Origin of the sequence: Sulfurimonas sp. NWX367, from assembly GCF_039667065.1 — a bacterium.
Lineage (GTDB): Bacteria > Campylobacterota > Campylobacteria > Campylobacterales > Sulfurimonadaceae > Sulfurimonas > Sulfurimonas hydrogeniphila.
This window is the reverse complement of the sequence record NZ_JALCZM010000003.1, coordinates 262,160-279,439: the sequence shown is the minus strand read 5'-3', so window position 1 is coordinate 279,439 and position 17,280 is coordinate 262,160. Positions and strand designations below refer to the sequence as shown.

Here is a 17,280-nt window from a genome sequence, read left to right as displayed (position 1 = left end):
TGACATTACTAGAAAAGCGGAAACGCTGTTTAGCTGTACTTTTTGCAATAAAGATGAAAACAATCCATAGAGCATGCAACAAATGATTGGAAACAGTAAAGCAGAAATTTTGCCAAAATTTGAAGAACAGGAATTTGAAAATCTGATAGGTACCATACAGGATAATTTAAAAATCCTTAAATTTGTACTCAACAGTGTGCCGATAGGTATTTTTATATATCAGCCCAATATTGTCTATGCAAACAACTACACACTGCAGCATTTTAAAATAGACGCAAAAGAGCTTTTTTCCTATACTCCAGAGATGCTTCTTGACAAGAGTACCCCGCAGCATGTTCGCAAAGACCTCATAAGCAAAGATACCGGTATCAAAAACTACGAACTGAGATTAAATGTAAAAGGTGTCATTTTAGATGTTATTGCCGTTTCGCAGACTATTGTCTACAAAGGCAAACCTGCAGGTATTATCTGGTTTATAGACAATACAAAGTTTAAAGAGATAAAAGAAGAGTTTTCTGAGTTGCTGCACTATTTGCCGATTGTGGCCTATAAAGTACGTATATTTAAAGACAAAAGTTTTCAGGTAACTGTTTCAAAGGCTATAAAAAAGTTAACAGGTTTTACTTCTAAAGAAGCAGAATCAAATTTATTTTGGTGGCAGGAACATATTTATGAAGCAGACAGAGACAGAATGCTCAAAGCGCAGAAGGCTCTTGTTGCAAACAAGTATATGCAACACCAGTACCGAATAGTATGCAAAGACGGCTCTTATATCTGGATTGATGACAGGCTTGTAAATCTGAATCATGGTGATATGATTCTAGATATTTTAGGTTTTTGGAATGAAATAACCGTACTGAAACTCCATGAATTTGCAAATCAGGCAATAGCTGAAATCAATCAACATTTTATTACACAAAGCGATGAAGAACGGATCCTGTTTTGTATATGCAAACATTTTGTTGAGAGTGAATTTTGTGAGCAGGTTGTTTTAACACGAAAGTCAGGAAAGAAATACCGTTATCCCGAGAATGATATAAAAGATTTTGTCATGCAAAAACATCTGAAAGTTGCTTATGCAGAAGAGGTTTTAAAAATTGTTTTTTATTTTCAAGCCAAAATAACAAAACCGGAAGTTTTTGAAGGTATTTTGAATATGTTTAAAAACAATGTGGAAACCGGGCTGAAGGCTCTTAGGGATGCAAGAAAACTGAATTATCTGACCTACCATGAGTTTCTTTGCGATTATCCTAATGATAACGCGCTTAGAAAAAAACTAAAAAAGTATAAAGAGCCTTTTGCTCTGCTGATTATCAATATACGTTCTTTTTCAAATATTAACCTTCTGTATGGCTTTTCATTCGGAAATAAAGTACTTTGTGCGGTGGCGGATATAATGAAGGAGAGTTTGGCAGTCACCGACTCTGTTTATCATCTTGCAGGTGATAAATTTTGTCTTTTTATTAAAGATGTGAACCAGCTCAAAAAAATTGCCAAGAAAATAGCCAACCAGTGTGCACATAGTATTTTTGTCAAGCAAAGGCACATTCCCGTCAGTTGCAGATTCGGCATAGCAAAATACCCTCAAGACAGCGAAAACAGCTTAGAAGTAAGAGATTTAGCGATGACGGCACTCTCTTATGCAAGCAAACACAAACAAGAGATAGCAGTATATGAGCCTAAAATGAAAGAGACGTTAAGTACATACATTGAGACGGAAACAGCACTCATAGATGCAATAGAAAATAATGCCTTTGCGCTGCATTATCAGCCTGTAATAGATGTAAAAACAGAAAAAATTCTGCACTGTGAAGCACTTATCAGGCTTAAAGATAAAAACAATAAGCAGATAGTGCCGGAGTATATGATACATGTCGCAGAAGAGCTTGGGCTTATTAAAAAAATCACAAAGATTGTTATAACAAATGTTGCGAAGCAGCAGCAGATCTGGCAAAAAAAAGGTTTGCATGTAACGGTTGCCGTAAATATTTCTTCTTATGATGTAGAGAGTGAAGAATTTCTGGATTTTTTTGAAGAGACCATGACAAAGTATGGCCTGAACAATAAGAGTATAGCAATTGAAATTACAGAAAGAACAGCGGTACAAAATTATGCGGCAGCAGAAAAATTTCTGCAGATTATGAAACAGCTTGGCATATCTGTAGAGATTGATGATTTTGGAATAGCACACTCTTCACTGTCTCAAATAACGCAAATGGAATTTGATACACTTAAAATAGACAAGTCTTTTATTGATAAAATTATACAAAGCGACAAAGAGCGAGAAATTGTAAAGATTATAATTGAGATGGCAAAGGTTTTAAATGTTACAACTTTGGCAGAAGGTGTTGAGAGCAAAGAGCAACTTGAATGGCTTAAAAAGAATGGCTGTGATATGATACAGGGGTATTATATTTCCAAACCGTTGAGTGCTCAAGATTTTGAAGCATATTTTTCTTTAAGGGGCTAAGATTGAATACAGATCTGCAAAAACAGTATGTTCACAATGAATATATACAGACCTATTTTCGTCTTTTTTTTATTGCTGTATCGGTTATTGCCATTACGTATTATACTTTTGTTGAGCATGCGCTTAGTGTTGAAGTCTATAAGTATATTATGCTGTTTCCTGTTTTGATGCTGAGTTTAATTGCCGTATATATGTTTATAGTTTACAAATATCCCTATTTTCTCCAAAACCAACGAATTGTTTTTATGAGCTTTGTTGAAACAACAGCAACTGGTTATGTTATGTACCTGACAGGACCGCTTTCGGCATATTTTCCTGCTTTGCTGTTATGGTTTTGTATAGGGTACGGAGTACGGTATGGAGAAAAGATAGGATTTGTCACCTATGGTATAGTTTTAATTACCTGGCTTGTTCTGCTCAACACCAGCCCGTTTTGGATACAAAACAGAGCACTCGGTTTTGGCTGGTTTATTGCTTATCTGGTTATTCCTCTGTATTTTTTCAAATTGCTGCAAAAACTTCATAGCGATGTGAAAACATTCAACTACAAAGCGACACATGATCCCTTGACAGGTCTTCCAAACAGATTTTTATTTGACGAAGTTTTATATCAATATTTAAAAGGCAAAAACTTTGCGTTGATATTTGTAGATTTGGACGGCTTTAAAGAGATAAATGACTCTTTTGGACACCTCACCGGCGATAAAGTTTTAGTGGAAGCATCCAAAAGAATAGAGCAGATAACTGATTTTACCTCTCGTTTGGGCGGAGATGAATTTGTTTGTATTGTGACATATGAGACAAAAAATGAATTAAAAGACCGATTAGACAAACTTGTTGCAAATCTTCAAAAAAATTGTCCAAATGAGCATATAAATCTTTCTGCAAGTATAGGTGTTTCACTTTATCCGAATGATTCTTTGTCTGCACATGAATTAAAGAAGAAAGCAGATGCGGCAATGTACAAAGCCAAGGAATCCGAAAAAAACAGATATTTTTTATACAGTGAGCTGGCCAGTTAAAAAATATTTACAGAATCTTTTCAGAGAATCTTTCAATAATCTCTTTACATGTAACCGGTCGTGAAAAAAGATAACCCTGTCCAAAATCACAGTTTGCTTCAGCCAGAAACTCTTCCTGGTCCTGTGTTTCGATGCCTTCGGCAACTATCATATATTCGAGTGTTTTTGAAAGCGCTATAATTGCTTCGATGATGACATTGTCCGAACTGCCGTTGGCTATGTCATCGACAAAAGATTTGTCTATTTTGATGGTATCTGTCGGGAGTTGTTTGAGATAGGACATAGAGGAGTACCCTGTACCGAAGTCATCGATTGAAATTTTAAATCCGTAGTTTCTGAAGTTTTGCAAAATATCCATATTGGCAACGGTGTGCTCCATTATGAAGCGTTCAGTGATTTCAATCTCTATCTCATGCGGTTGGACATTGTGTTTTGCCGCTATGGCTAAAAAAGTTTCCAAAAGATTGGCTTCTTTAAACTGCAAACTGGAGACATTGATAGCAATGCAGTGTATGTGAATGTTTGCTTCTTTCATTTGCTTAAATGCTTTGCAGGACTCTTCAAAGACGAAGTACCCAAGTGGGATAATCGTACCGTTTTCTTCGGCGACAGGAATAAATTTGTCAGGGGTAACATTGCCAAGTTTTGGATTTTTCCATCGGACAAGAGCTTCAACAGAGTGGATGGTTTTTGTTTTGAGTCTGTATTGTGGTTGAAAAACCATAAAAAGTTCATTGTTTTGCAAAGCGTTACGAAGTGCCATGTCAATGTCGAGTCTGTGCTGTATGTTGCGTGAAAGCTCTTGTGTGTAGTAGCGGAAGTTGTTTTTTCCTGACTCTTTGGCAAGATACATCGCACTGTCGGCATGTTTTATGAGTGTCTGGGAATCTTCTCCGTTTTGCGGATAAACGGCTATACCGATACTTGCCGTAGTGATAAGCGAGTGCTCATTTACATGTATGGGTTCTTCAAGGTTTTTTATAATGTTTTGAGCGACTATTGCCGCATCGCTTGCAAGTGTCAGGTTTTCCAAAATTATAACAAATTCGTCACCGCCCCAACGGGAAATAAAGTCACTTTCTCTGAGTGTCGTTTTCAGTCTTGAAGCAACAGTTTTTAAAACTTCATCTCCTATGTCATGCCCGAGTGTATCATTGATGATTTTAAAACGGTCCAGGTCTATAAACAATACAGCCAAAATATCCTTGTTTCTTTTGCTTATTATGAGTGCATGTTGCAAATACTCTTCAAAGTTGACACGATTGGAAAGCCCCGTAAGCGCATCATGATAGGCAAGATAATCCGCTTTTGCCTGTGAAGTCTCTATCTCTCTGAGGTCGGTCTGCACTGCAGTATAGTTGAGAACATCGCCTTTGGAGTTTGTGATTTTTTTAATTGTTGACCAAAGAGGAATCAGTTCACCGTTTTTGGTTTTATTGACAAATTTTCCTTTCCATATTCCGTGTTCTATCAGTTGATTCCAAAGATCTTTGTAAAAACTTGTATCCTGTATTCCCGAATGGAGAAACTTGAGACTTTTACCTTTTACTTCAGCAAAAGAGTAGCCGTATATATTTGTAAAAGCACGGTTGATAGAGATAATTTTTCCCTCTGAATCTGTTATGATGATGGACTCTTCTGTATTGTCAAAAACACTGGCTGCCTGGGCGAGTTGTTTGTTTTTTTCTATATATTCTGTGATGTCAAGCTTAAGCGCAATATAGTTCACCAGTTTTCCCTGAAGAAAAATCGGAACGATGGAAGCCTTTTCGTATAAAAGAGAGCCGTCTTTTCGTTTGTTGATAAACTGTCCCTCCCATTTTTCCCCTTTGGCAAGTTTTGCATTGAGTTCTTCATAGAGAGCCGGGTCCTGAATATCTGATTTTAAGATTCTTGGATTTTGTCCCAGTACTTCTTGTGCTTTGTATTTTGTTGTTTTTTCAAATGTTTCGTTGACATAGACGATATTTCTTTGTGCATCTGTGATGACTACAATGTTGTCACTGTGTTCTATGGCATATTTAAATGCCAAAAGTTCTTTTTTTGTTTTGTTTGACTGAAGATGTGAAAAAATAAGTATAAATAAAATCGAAACAGTTACAAGGAAAAATACTATCATCAGCCATGTCTGGTGCTGCAAGTCTTTTTCATAGTCAAGTGTTATATGACGCTTGAGTGCTTCGAGTTGCCTGTAAAGCGGATTTGTCTGTACTTCTTGTGAAACCTCTTTGAGTGATTGGAGTGTTTGGAGCATTACTTTTGCGTGCATATAAAAAGTATAAAGATATTGACTGTTTTTATTGCGGGCAATTATTTTAAGTTCATGAAGCTTTTTTTGTATGGTTTTTTTATCTATATATTCACTTGAAGCATATCGTAAGATATAAAAAAGAGCCTCATTTGTAAGGTTCTTTGCCTGAAGAGAAATATCAGCTGCATTGGAAATTGTCGTATGCAGACCAAAAAGAAAATGGGAGCTGTTTATAAGAGCAGAGTTTTGTGCTTTGAAGTATTCTAAATCATCAGCTTTTTTTTGAAAGTTTTGTGCAATTTTTTCTAAAAGAGGTGCAGTATTTTTATTGTATTTTTGCATATCCTGACGCAGGCTTTTTAAAATTTTCTCAAATTGTTTTTTTTGCTGGTCAACTGTATCATAATTTGTGAATTTATTTGCAGTGAATGTAAAGTCATTGAGTTCTCTGTCTATAAGTTGCAGTTGGGTTATTTTATTGCTTTGGAGTGAAAAATGACTCATGTTTTCTTTGATTTTGTAGCCGTTTACAAACATTATAAAAATAAAAAGGATGAAAACAAAGAGTATGAATGTAGTTTTATCGGTATGCTTTAATTTTTTTCTCATTTTGGCTCAATATTTTTAGGAAGTTCACCGTTGAGAGACTGTAAAAAAGCAGTTATTTTCGCAATCTCTTCTTTTGTAATATGACGACCGAGTTGATACTGAGACATAATTTCTACCGCTTTTTTCAAATCATAGGTACGCCCGTCATGGAAATAGGGTGCCGTCCTTGCAATGTTTCGAAGCGAGGGGACTTTAAAAAAGTATTTGTCCCGCTCTTTATGGGTAATATTGTATCTTCCCAGCCACTCGGAATTTGATTCATTGAAAATACCAAATTTGTTATAAAGATTGCCGCCAATGTTCTCTCCGTGATGGCAGCTTACACACCCCTTTGACTTAAAAAGTGCATATCCCTCTTTTTCTTTTTGAGTGAGAGCACTTTTATCACCCCTGAGATATATGTCAAAGCGGGAGTTTGGCGTGATGAGTGTTTTTTCATATTCCGCGATGGCATCTGTAATATTATTTTTGGTAATACCGTCATTATAAATTGCATCAAAAAGTTTTTTGTATTTGCTTTTTTTGAGTTTTGGTATGATCTCTTCAAAGCTAGAACCCATTTCAACAGGATTTTCAATAGGTCCAATGGCCTGTTCCTGCAGATTTTTTGCCCGACCGTCCCAAAACTGTCGAAAATTAAAAACAGCATTATAAACAGTAGGTGCATTCACTGAGCCTTCTTGCCCTTGAATACCAAAAGAGAATTTTAACCCGTCATCTCCGCCATTGTATAAGTCGTGGCAGCTTGCACAGCTGATAGTATTATCATGCGATAAAATAGGATCAAAAAAGAGCGCTTGACCGAGTTTTGCCTTTGCCTGATTGACCTGTACACTTTGCGGTAAAGGTGTAATAGGCTCATTTGCCGTTAGCAAAGTAACATAAAAAGAGAAGATGAGAATTATTATTTTATACATACTGTAATATTATCACAAATAACCTAAAACAATATTTCATTGTCCGTACATATGTTTTTTCGTTTTACTCGTAGCAACAGCTTCAAAAGGATTTTGCGGCCAATAATGCCTTTTGTATTTTCCCCGTAACTCTTTTGCGACCTCGGCATAAGAGTTCTCCCAAAAGCTTTTTAAATCATAAGTGATTTGTATGGGTTGCATAGCCGGTGTGAGGAGATGCATCTGTAAAGGGAGTGTGCCGTTTAACACTTTGGGTGTTTCATGAAGTCCGAACACTTCTTGTATCTTTACATGTAAAGAGGGTTTGTGAACGTCGGTGTAATCTATATGAATACTTGAACCGCTTGGTACTGTAATACTTTGGGGTACCTGAGTGTCCAAAAGCTGCTGCTGTTCCCATGTCAAGAGTGAGCGTAACAGCGCATAAATATCTAAACTTTCCAACTCTTTTATGCTTGCAATGTTGTCAAGATGAGGCTCCAGCCAAAGGTCAAGTCTCTCAAGCAGCGCTGTATCACTAAAGTCTGCAAACTCTTGATGATGGTGTAAAAAATTGACTCTTTCTTTGAATTTTACAGCTTTTTTGCTCCATGTCAAAAGTTCCAGACCCTCTTTTTTTATTAACTCTGTAAGCAGTTTTTGAAAATCTTGCCCTTTTGCAACCTGTATCGGTTTTGCAAAAAGAAGCAGTTTTAAAAAGTAAGTCTCTTCTCTTATGTCAAACTTCTTGTTCTCTTTGTTGTAGTTTATTGTTTGTTTGGTGTGCATAAAGGAAGAAAAGTATTGCTCAATCTGTGTCATTGTTACACTCAGTGCCAGATTTATAAGTGAGTCTTTGGCATGTGCATGGAGATTTGCCACAACCAGGTACTCTTCATTGCGCAAAGTGTCTTCGTCATGAAGCATGGCGCCTTTTGCGTTGCTGAGTATGTATTTGTTACTGTTGCTGTCTCTCCGTCTAGCGAGTCTGTCAGGGTAGGCAAAAAGGAGCAGTACCCCGAGTATATCTTTGTCAAGTGAACTGTTTTTTTTGTGTACCTGTTTGATATTTTTGAGTTTTTTATAAAAAAACTCTGCTTCGCGGAGTACTTCTTTGGCTCTGAATGTATGGATATAGCTACTGTTGAAGTCTTGCTCAATAAGATGTATATATCGCGGCAGTATGTCACTCTCTTTTGATGCATCTTTAAAAATATCTTTTTCTCCCAAAAGTGAGGCCAGCAGACAGGCTTCATAGGCAAAGCCCAAATCATTTGCTTTTAAAATCATATAGGAAAATCTTGGATGCAGTCCCAGACTCAGAGCATCTCTGCCAAAAGCGGTGATTTTGAAAGAAGTATCAAGCATTGCAAGTTCTTGCAAAATTTTTTTTGTTTTTTGAGTAGTGTCGGGATGCGGAATATCCAAAAATTTCAGTTCGCAAAAGTCATCAACACCCCATAAAGCCAAATCCAGCATCAGTGAGCTTAAATCCGTCCGGAGTATTTCGGGTTTTGTGGACGGTTGCAGTATTTTTGATGCATGCCACAGCCTGTAGCAGACTCCGTTTGAGAGCCTTCCGGCTCTGCCTGCTCTTTGAACGGCGGCATCTTCTGAGACAAAGGACATTTCCAAATGATTCATCGCATTGGCATGGTTGTAGCGTGAGAGCTTCTCCAGACCCGAGTCTATCACGACTGTCACGCCCTCTATGGTCAGAGATGTCTGTGCAATGTTTGTACTGAGTATGATTTTTCGTTTTGAGGAGGAGGAGAGTGCCCTGTCCTGTTCTTTTTTTGAGAGTGAAGAGTAGAGCGGTACAATGAGGACATCTTTGCTAACGGTATTAAGAAGTGCATTTTGCAAATTTTTTATCTCTTTGACTCCTGGCAAAAAGACTAAAATATCTCCTGTATGCTTTTTTAATGCCTGCAGTGTCGTTTTGAGAAGCAAAGCATTCAAAGAGCGTGCGTCAGGTTGTTTTGTTTTGATGTCAAGATATATATTTTGTACATCATATCTTTTCCCTTTTGAAGTTATCACGGGAACATCACCGAGCAGGGAGGAGATTTCGTTTGCATTGAGTGTGGCGGACATAATCAGGATTTTCAACTCATCACGTAAGAGTTCCTGTACCTGCAAAGACAGCGCAAGGGACAAATCAGTGTGAATACTGCGTTCATGAAACTCATCAAAAACAATCATAACTACATCATCCAAAGTCTGATTGCTTTGGAGTTTGCGTACTAAAACAGCTTCGGTAACAACCAGAATTTTGGTGTTTTTTGAATAAACACTGTCCATTTTTATCTGATAGCCTACACGCTCTCCAAGTGGTTCACCCAGAAGTTTCGCCATTTGCGAAGCAACCATCCGGGCAGCCACGCGCCGCGGCTCAAGCATAATGATCATTTTGTTTCCAAGCCAGGCTTCATCAAGCAAAGAGATAGGAACAACAGTGCTTTTTCCTGCCCCGGGAGGAGCCTGTAAAACAAGCCTGTTATTATTTTGCAGTGATTTTTTTACATCTTCTAAGACGTCATGTATCGGTAGTTTTATCATATAGAGTATTATAGCATTTTATCCAAATAATTTTTTCTTATTTAAATGTTTATAAAAACTGATACTGCTTTTTCCAGTGTGTAATTTTTACTCACTTTTATTATTAATTTATATTATAACATCAAAAAATTATAAAAATTATATTTTCGTGATACAGTTACGATAAATTTTTAAAATATGGAGTAAAAATGAACAAAACATCACTTATACTGGTTGCAGCAACTTTGGCTGTATCACTTGAAGCAGGTACTTTTTCAAACTTTTTTGACAGAGTTTCTAAAAAAGGGCATTCTATAAAAGTTGTAAGGGGTTTGAACCACGATCAAAGAAGTTATAAAGATAATGAGTACGGTCTTGTAAATGCAGACGTTGCTGCAAAGTGGATTAATGACTGGGAAGCAAATAAACCAGCAGGTGTGAACGGGCGCCTGTTTGTGATGCAGGTAGGACTTTTGCCGGGAAGCAAACCATTTGTGAAGCATGACGATGTGCATGTATTTACTTTTGACAGAACAGCAGGGTGTACTACAACAGGCGATATTCGCAATGACGGAATTTCTGATATTCCTATGCCGATTTTTTCAGGCGGTATGACAGGTATGGACGGTGCTTTTTGGGCATACGATATCAATCCGAATGAAGATATGCTTTTGGTTGTAGTCGCATCAGATGATCCTCAGAATATGGCACTGGCATCACGCTTTTTGTGGACAATGAGTTATTGGGGAATGAAAGAGGATCATGTTTCATTAATGAACGGAACGGCAATGTATATGTTTGATCCTGAGTTAAACCCTCGTATAAAAAGAGCGGGTGTAACGAGCAAAGAGTCAATGTTTACAGAGATGGGGTCTGAGTATTTGATGGCTCCGGGCGGAAAACTTGATTTTGGTGATGCAAAAAGCGGTCGTGTGCCGGCACAGCGCCAGAACTTTGAATCTATAAAAACACTGCCTACCCAACCAAACTTCTCATTGTTTGCCAGTATGGAAGATATAATGAATGTAGTTGATGCAAACCAAAAATCTGATGTTATTATTGATGGCAGAAGTGCGGCTGAATACAATGCTGAAATCGAAGTTAAAAGAAGCAAAACAGAAACAAAAGAGTGTGGTGTAAATCATGATCAGCAGTGCTATTCCGCGTTTGAAGGACATATCAGAGGTGCTGTTAATCTCGAATACCGCAGTGTTATTAACACTCAAGACTTTGTCAAAGATCTTAATGGTGACGGCATAGTCGATGAGCGTGATGCATCGATGACTTTTCTCTCAAAAAGAGAACTTAAAAGAACATTTAGAAAATTAGGCGTAAAGCGTGACAGTGATGTATATACATACTGCAGAACAGGTACCCGTGCATCGCTTGTGACTTTTGCATCGTATGAGATTTTAGGATACAAAACACACATGTATGACGGTTCATGGATTCAGTGGTCAAAACTTGCAGATGCGGTAGATACTTACGCAAAACAAATGCTTCCGGAAGATTCACCATGGAGAACAGATGTTTCGCGCTATACAGAAAATATAAAATATAACGATTCTGTTGATGTGGGACCGGCTTCTGCAACACTTTATCCTTATGCGCCTGAAGGTTCAGGAAACCGCATTGTAGAAGAAGATGAAGCCTATCGTTTTGACTTCTAGTTTTAATATGCAATAAGGGAGGGGAGGTCCCTCCTTGTGTCGTTATTTTGCAGTGCGCTTTTTACATCTTTCAGCGTAAAAACTTTGCAACTCTCGGGTTGCGTTTGACTGCTTCCTGTTTTGCTTTTTGTGTCGCATTAATAATATTTTTGATAACAAATGGATTGAGTTTCACTGCTTCTAATTGCACTTTTTCTGAAGGGTAAGTGATAAATTTAATGATTTGCGGATTATGTCTTACTGCGACTATTTGTGCTTCTTCGTCAAATGATTCAATCAGTTTTGTTAATGCTATGTTAAAGCTGCCGTTTTTCATAATCTTGTTTACTGCAAGAATCTGAATCTCTTTCGTTGGATTTTCAATCTCTTCAATAGCTCTTGGAGAGGTTTCCAGTGCTGCTTTTTGTACCTTATACGAAGGGGCTTTTATAAATTGTATTTTCCACCAGTATTGTGTAACCGCTTTGATTTGTTCTTCTTCACTGAGTGAAGAGTAATACTTTGTTCTTTCTTTTATCTGTTGTGCATAGGAAAGGTTTTTTGGCTGGGCACATCCGGTAAGAAGTACAAATAAAGCAAGTGCACTGAAAGTAAAAAATTTCATTAAAGGTGCCATAAGTAGTTTTCCTCTTCCTGCCAGCCGTCAATCTCATCAATAATCTGTCCACTGGGTGCATCTATAATATAGGTAACCGGTGAAAAAGGTCTGATAAGTTTTTTGGGAATATTTTTATCTGTATCGCGATTTATTATAAGCTTTATATACTTTTTGTTGATATAGTCTCGTATATCTTTTTTTATTAAAATAGTATCTACCAGACGATGACAAAAAGGACATCCGTCACTTACCAGAATTACAAGAAGGTCTTTATTCTCTTTTTTGGCAATGTTAACAGCTTTGTTGTAATCTCTTTCATATCCCATATACTCTGCAAAAAGATTGTAATCATCCCAATAGTTGGCATACAGAGAAATTGACAGTAAGGGCAATAATAATAGTTTCTTATAAAAATTCATGTTTTTATTTTAGCATAAAATGATAAATAAGGAATTTGATGGACAAAACGAATATGTGGTGGTGGAGCATAGCGGGATCGAACCGCTGACCTCTTCGCTGCCAGCGAAGCGCTCTCCCAGCTGAGCTAATGCCCCATATATATTTGTAAGTATCGTAAATGTTTTTTGATTTTATAAATGGTGGACCCTCAGGGATTCGAACCCTGGGAGGTGTTACCCTCGCCGGTTTTCAAGACCGGTGCATTCGACCAACTCTGCCAAAGATCCACATTTGTAGTTATGATTAAAAAACTGGAGGTGCCACCCAGATTTGAACTGGGGATAGCAGCTTTGCAGGCTGCGGCCTTACCACTTGGCGATGGCACCAGTTTCAGTTAATTATCAGTGGTGCCCGGGGCCGGACTTGAACCGGCACAGTATTGCTACCGGGGGATTTTAAGTCCCCTGCGTCTACCGATTTCGCCACCCGGGCAATATATTGAGTGTACCACAGTTTAACAATCTTAAATTAAATGGAGCGGGAAACGAGGTTCGAACTCGCGACCCCAACCTTGGCAAGGTTGTGCTCTACCACTGAGCTATTCCCGCAATTTCAGTTTACAATTTGTAAGTGAGCCGGAATTATAGCTTTTTTTTTTTGCTTTGTAAAGAGTTTTTAGTTAAAAATAGTAAAAAAGTGCTATAATCGCATTCATATTTTAAGATGTAAACTACTATACAGGGATTTTTTATGAGAAGTGATATAATCAAAAAGGGCTTTGATAAGGCGCCTCACCGTTCATTGTTGCGTGCTACCGGTCTAAAAGATGAAGATTTTGACAAACCGTTTATCGGAATTGCAAACTCTTATATTGACATTATTCCAGGACACTTTTTCTTGCATGAATATGGTGAAATAGTAAAAGAGGCCATCCGTGAAGCAGGCGGTGTGCCATTTGTATTTAACACAATCGGTGTTGATGACGGTATTGCCATGGGGCATGACGGTATGCTTTACTCTTTGCCGTCACGTGAAATTATTGCGGATTCTATTGAAACTGTTATGAATGCGCACAAACTTGATGCGATGATTTGTATCCCTAACTGTGACAAAATTGTTCCGGGTATGATTATAGGGGCACTCCGTGTGAATGTTCCTACTATTTTTGTCTCCGGTGGGCCTATGGCTGCGGGACACAAAAAAGACGGTACGCCGATTGACCTTGCAACTGCATTTGAGGCAGTCGGTCAGCATGCCGAGGGTAATATGACGGATGAGGAGCTGTATGAGATAGAGTGTGAAGCTTGTCCTTCCGGCGGAAGCTGTTCGGGTATGTTTACAGCAAACTCTATGAATACTCTCTGTGAGGCGATGGGTATAGCACTTCCTGGTAACGGAACTGTTTTAGCCATGACACCTGAGCGGATTGCAATGGTGAAAAAAGCGGCAAAACGTATTGTCGAGCTTGCAAAAATGGAAAATAACGAAAAATACAATTTTAAAAATATTTTGAATGAAAAAGCGGTGCATAATGCATTTACCGTAGATATGGCTATGGGCGGAAGTTCAAATACTGTACTGCATATGCTTGCCATTGCAAAAGAGGCAGATGTTGATTTTAAAATAGAAAATATTAATGCAATTGCAGAAAAAGTTGCACACATTGCAAAGATTTCTCCGTCATTAACAACTGTTCACATGAAAGATATAGATGATGCGGGCGGCGTCAATGCGGTAATGAAAGAGGTTTCCAACAGAGGCAATGATGTCTTGCAGCTTGATGCACTGACTGTTACCGGTGAAACTATCGGCGAGAGAATTAAAGATGCCGAGATAAAAGATACAAACATTATTCATACAAATGAAAATGCCTACTCTCCTGTTGGCGGGCTCTCGATTTTATTTGGAAACCTTGCGACTGAGGGTGCGGTTATTAAAGCAGCCGGCATTGTAGACTCTATGAGACACTTTAAAGGTACGGCTATCTGTTTTAATTCACAGCAAGAAGCAATAGACGGAATTATGGCGCACAAAGTCAAACCGGGTAATATTGTAGTGATTCGCTATGAGGGTCCAAAAGGCGGTCCCGGTATGCAGGAGATGCTTGCCCCGACGGCACTTATTCAGGGTATGGGGCTTGGCGAGAGTGTTGCGCTTATTACCGACGGGCGTTTTTCTGGCGCTACCAAAGGGGCTTCCATCGGTCATGTTTCTCCAGAAGCTGCCGAGGGCGGACTGATCGCATTAATAGAAGACGGTGATGAGATAGAACTTGATGTGGACAAACACATCTTACAGTTAAATGTAGACGGCGAAGAACTTGCAAGAAGAAAAGACCATTATGTTCCTTATAAAAATGAAGTAAAATCAAAATGGCTGAAACGTTATCAGTTGCTCGTCTCTAACGCATCAAACGGTGCTGTATTAAAAACAGAATTATAAGAAGGAAAATATATTTTGAATGAAATTGCTATAAAAAGAGACGGTGAAATTATAGATACACAGACAGCAAAAGAGCTGGGCTTTGAGGGTGAGCAGATTCACCTTGACAACTCTCCTGAGTCTTTGGAAGTTCTGCGTCACTCAACGGCACACCTTATGGCTCAGGCTATTAAGTCACTTTATCCTGATGCTGAATTTTATGTGGGACCGGTTGTCAAAGAGGGCTTTTATTATGACTTTAAAACTTCTGCTGAAATCGGCGAGGCTGATTTAAAGAAAATCGAGAAGCAGATGCTCTCTTTTGCAAAGAAAAAGTACCCGATAGAAAAGTATGAAATTACAAAAGAAGAAGCGATAGAGAAGTTTAAAAACGACCATTTAAAGCTTGAAGTCATGAAAAGAATTCCGAGTGATACAGTCAGTATTTACAAGCAGGGTGAGTTTGAAGACCTTTGCCGCGGACCGCACCTGCCAAATATCGGTCTTATCCGATACTTTAAACTGACAAAAATCTCCGGTGCCTATCTTGGCGGAGATTCCAAAAACGAAATGCTTACACGTATATACGGTATAGCATTTGCAACAAAAGAAGCGCTTAAAGAGCATATGACAATGCTGGCCGAAGCTGAAAAACGGGACCACCGCAAGCTCGGCAACGAGATGAAACTGTTTACCTTTCGTGAAGAAGTCGGTGCCGGTTTTCCTATCTGGCTGCCTGCCGGTGGACGCCTGCGCGCAAGACTGGAGTCTTTACTTTTTAAAGCGCACAGAAAACGCGGATACGAGCCTGTACGCGGTCCTGAAATGCTCCGTTCTGATTTATGGAAAACATCAGGGCATTATCAAAACTACGGTGAAAACATGTACTTTACCCATATAGATGAGCTTGAATTTGGGGTAAAACCGATGAACTGTGTCGGGCATATCAAAGTATATGAAGATGAACTGCACTCTTACCGTGATTTGCCGATTAAATACTTTGAATACGGCGTTGTGCATCGTCATGAGGCAAGCGGGGCTTTGCACGGGCTTTTCCGTGTACGTGAATTTACACAGGATGATGCGCACATTTTCTGTCGTGCAGATCAGATTGAAGAACAAATCATTGAAGTAGTTGATTTTGTGGATAAAATTATGTCTACTTTTGAATTTGACTATAAAATGATGATTTCTACAAAACCTGAAAAAGCGGTCGGGAGTGATGAAGTGTGGGAAATTTCTACACAGGCACTAAAAAATGCAATGGATAAAAACGAACTGGCTTATGAAATAGACGAAGGCGGCGGAGCATTTTACGGTCCTAAAATTGACATCAAAATCACCGATGCCATCGGACGTGAGTGGCAGTGTGGAACAATTCAGCTTGATTTTAATCTTCCTGAGCGGTTTAAACTTGAATATAACGGCGAAGAGAATGATAAAATTCAGCCGGTAATGATTCACCGTGCCATTTTAGGCTCATTTGAACGCTTTATAGGGATTTTGACAGAGCATTATGCCGGAGAATTTCCGATGTTTATCGCCCCTACACAGGTAGCAATTGTTCCTGTTGCAGAAACACATAAAGAATATGCTAAGCTTTTATCAGATAAACTTATCGATATTAATGCCGATAGTGAAATCTATGCGAAAAATGATTCTTTAAACAAAAGAATCAGAACTGCAGAAAAAACTCGCGTTCCTATGATAGTTGTCATCGGGGATGAAGAGATTAAAAACAAAACTGTAGCCATTCGCGACAGACGAACTAGAGAGCAGTACAACTTAAGTGAAGAGGAATTCTTGAAACTTATACAAACTAAAATAAATGAGGTAAATTTTTGAGTAAAAACAAAGACCGCGTCATCATGAATGATGACATCCGTGTTCCAGAGGTGAGATGTAATGTAGATGGAGGTGAGTCTTTAGGCGTCATCTCTACTGATGAAGCTATGACGAAAGCAAATGAATTGGGCTTAGACCTTGTGCTGATTGCTCCAAATGCCAAGCCGCCTGTTGCGAAAATTATGGATTATGGCAAGTTTAGATACCAAGAAGAGAAAAAGCTTAAAGAGCAGCGAAAAAATCAGGTAAAAATTGTTGTCAAAGAGATTAAACTTTCGGTGAAAATTGCAGAAAATGACATTGCCTACAAGGTCAAGCATGCAAGAGAGTTCCTTGAAAAAGGCTATCATGTAAAATTCAGAGTCTTTTTGCGTGGTCGTGAAATGGCACATCCTGAAGCTGCAAAAGAGGTACTTATGCAGGTATGGCCTATGGTTGAAGACATCGCCGTAATGGAAAAACCGCCAAAATTTGAAGGACGTTATTACAATATGTATGTCGTTCCGAAGAAGTAACTTTTTTTCAATTTTCTTCTATAATAAAGCCTAAAGGCTTTAT

At 38.4% G+C, this 17,280-nt stretch carries 11 protein-coding genes and 5 tRNA genes; 6 read left to right on the top strand and 10 right to left on the bottom strand.

All coding sequences use genetic code 11. The features are described from left to right. Window positions 1-82 precede the first annotated feature (82 nt). On the top strand, window positions 83-2,470 hold the full coding sequence (locus tag MNY28_RS10110) for an EAL domain-containing protein (RefSeq protein ID WP_346389764.1): 2,388 nt from the start codon (window positions 83-85) through the stop codon (window positions 2,468-2,470). A 2-nt stretch (window positions 2,471-2,472) separates the two neighbouring features. Continuing rightward, entirely contained in the window at window positions 2,473-3,492 is a 1,020-nt protein-coding gene (locus MNY28_RS10105) for a GGDEF domain-containing protein (protein WP_346389763.1), read from the top strand. 7 nt (window positions 3,493-3,499) lie between these two features. On the opposite strand, the gene MNY28_RS10100 is transcribed toward MNY28_RS10105, so the two are convergent. From MNY28_RS10100 to hrpB, 3 genes are read right to left on the bottom strand one after another with little or no spacing between them, the layout of a single operon-like run. Further along, window positions 3,500-6,352, bottom strand: coding sequence for an EAL domain-containing protein (locus MNY28_RS10100; protein ID WP_346389762.1), 2,853 nt, complete (start codon window positions 6,350-6,352; stop codon window positions 3,500-3,502). Beyond that, window positions 6,349-7,269 (bottom strand): cytochrome-c peroxidase, encoded by a 921-nt coding sequence (locus MNY28_RS10095; protein WP_346389761.1) that lies wholly within the window; start codon window positions 7,267-7,269, stop codon window positions 6,349-6,351. Before MNY28_RS10095 ends, MNY28_RS10100 begins: the two co-directional genes overlap by 4 nt. Before the next feature lie 36 nt (window positions 7,270-7,305). Continuing rightward, on the bottom strand, window positions 7,306-9,810 hold the full coding sequence (gene hrpB, locus MNY28_RS10090; protein WP_346389760.1) for an ATP-dependent helicase HrpB: 2,505 nt from the start codon (window positions 9,808-9,810) through the stop codon (window positions 7,306-7,308). Between the two features lie 188 nt (window positions 9,811-9,998). On the opposite strand from hrpB, the gene MNY28_RS10085 reads away from it, so the two are divergent. After that, entirely contained in the window at window positions 9,999-11,459 is a 1,461-nt protein-coding gene (locus MNY28_RS10085; RefSeq protein WP_346389759.1) for a rhodanese-like domain-containing protein, read from the top strand. A gap of 70 nt (window positions 11,460-11,529) precedes the next feature. Here the strand turns inward: MNY28_RS10085 and MNY28_RS10080 are convergent, their stop codons facing one another. The 7 genes from MNY28_RS10080 to MNY28_RS10050 form a co-directional block, all read right to left on the bottom strand. Beyond that, window positions 11,530-12,075 carry a hypothetical protein gene (locus tag MNY28_RS10080; protein ID WP_151899388.1) on the bottom strand — a complete coding sequence of 182 codons (546 nt, stop codon included), beginning with the start codon at window positions 12,073-12,075 and terminating at the stop codon, window positions 11,530-11,532. Next, a complete protein-coding gene (locus MNY28_RS10075) occupies window positions 12,063-12,449 on the bottom strand; it encodes a thioredoxin family protein (protein ID WP_346389758.1) in 387 nt (128 codons plus the stop codon). Before MNY28_RS10075 ends, MNY28_RS10080 begins: the two co-directional genes overlap by 13 nt. A gap of 86 nt (window positions 12,450-12,535) precedes the next feature. Further along, window positions 12,536-12,611, bottom strand: a tRNA-Ala gene (locus MNY28_RS10070). Between the two features lie 43 nt (window positions 12,612-12,654). Beyond that, a tRNA-Ser gene (locus MNY28_RS10065) sits at window positions 12,655-12,743 on the bottom strand. Window positions 12,744-12,768: 25 nt separating this feature from the next. Continuing rightward, a tRNA-Cys gene (locus MNY28_RS10060) sits at window positions 12,769-12,842 on the bottom strand. Between the two features lie 19 nt (window positions 12,843-12,861). Then, window positions 12,862-12,948, bottom strand: a tRNA-Leu gene (locus MNY28_RS10055). Window positions 12,949-12,989: 41 nt separating this feature from the next. Further along, window positions 12,990-13,064: transfer RNA gene (locus tag MNY28_RS10050), tRNA-Gly, on the bottom strand. A gap of 142 nt (window positions 13,065-13,206) precedes the next feature. Here MNY28_RS10050 and ilvD point away from each other — a divergent pair. The 3 genes from ilvD to infC are packed head-to-tail and all read left to right on the top strand — an operon-like array spanning window position 13,207 to window position 17,237. After that, window positions 13,207-14,898: a dihydroxy-acid dehydratase gene (gene ilvD, locus MNY28_RS10045; protein WP_151899390.1), complete on the top strand. Its 1,692-nt coding sequence runs from the start codon at window positions 13,207-13,209 to the stop codon at window positions 14,896-14,898. A gap of 30 nt (window positions 14,899-14,928) precedes the next feature. After that, window positions 14,929-16,722, top strand: a complete 1,794-nt coding sequence (thrS, locus tag MNY28_RS10040) for a threonine--tRNA ligase (RefSeq protein WP_230973326.1) — start codon at window positions 14,929-14,931, stop codon at window positions 16,720-16,722. Continuing rightward, a complete protein-coding gene (infC, locus tag MNY28_RS10035; RefSeq protein WP_188110014.1) occupies window positions 16,719-17,237 on the top strand; it encodes a translation initiation factor IF-3 in 519 nt (172 codons plus the stop codon). The genes thrS and infC overlap by 4 nt, the downstream gene beginning before the upstream one ends. Window positions 17,238-17,280 lie beyond the last annotated feature (43 nt).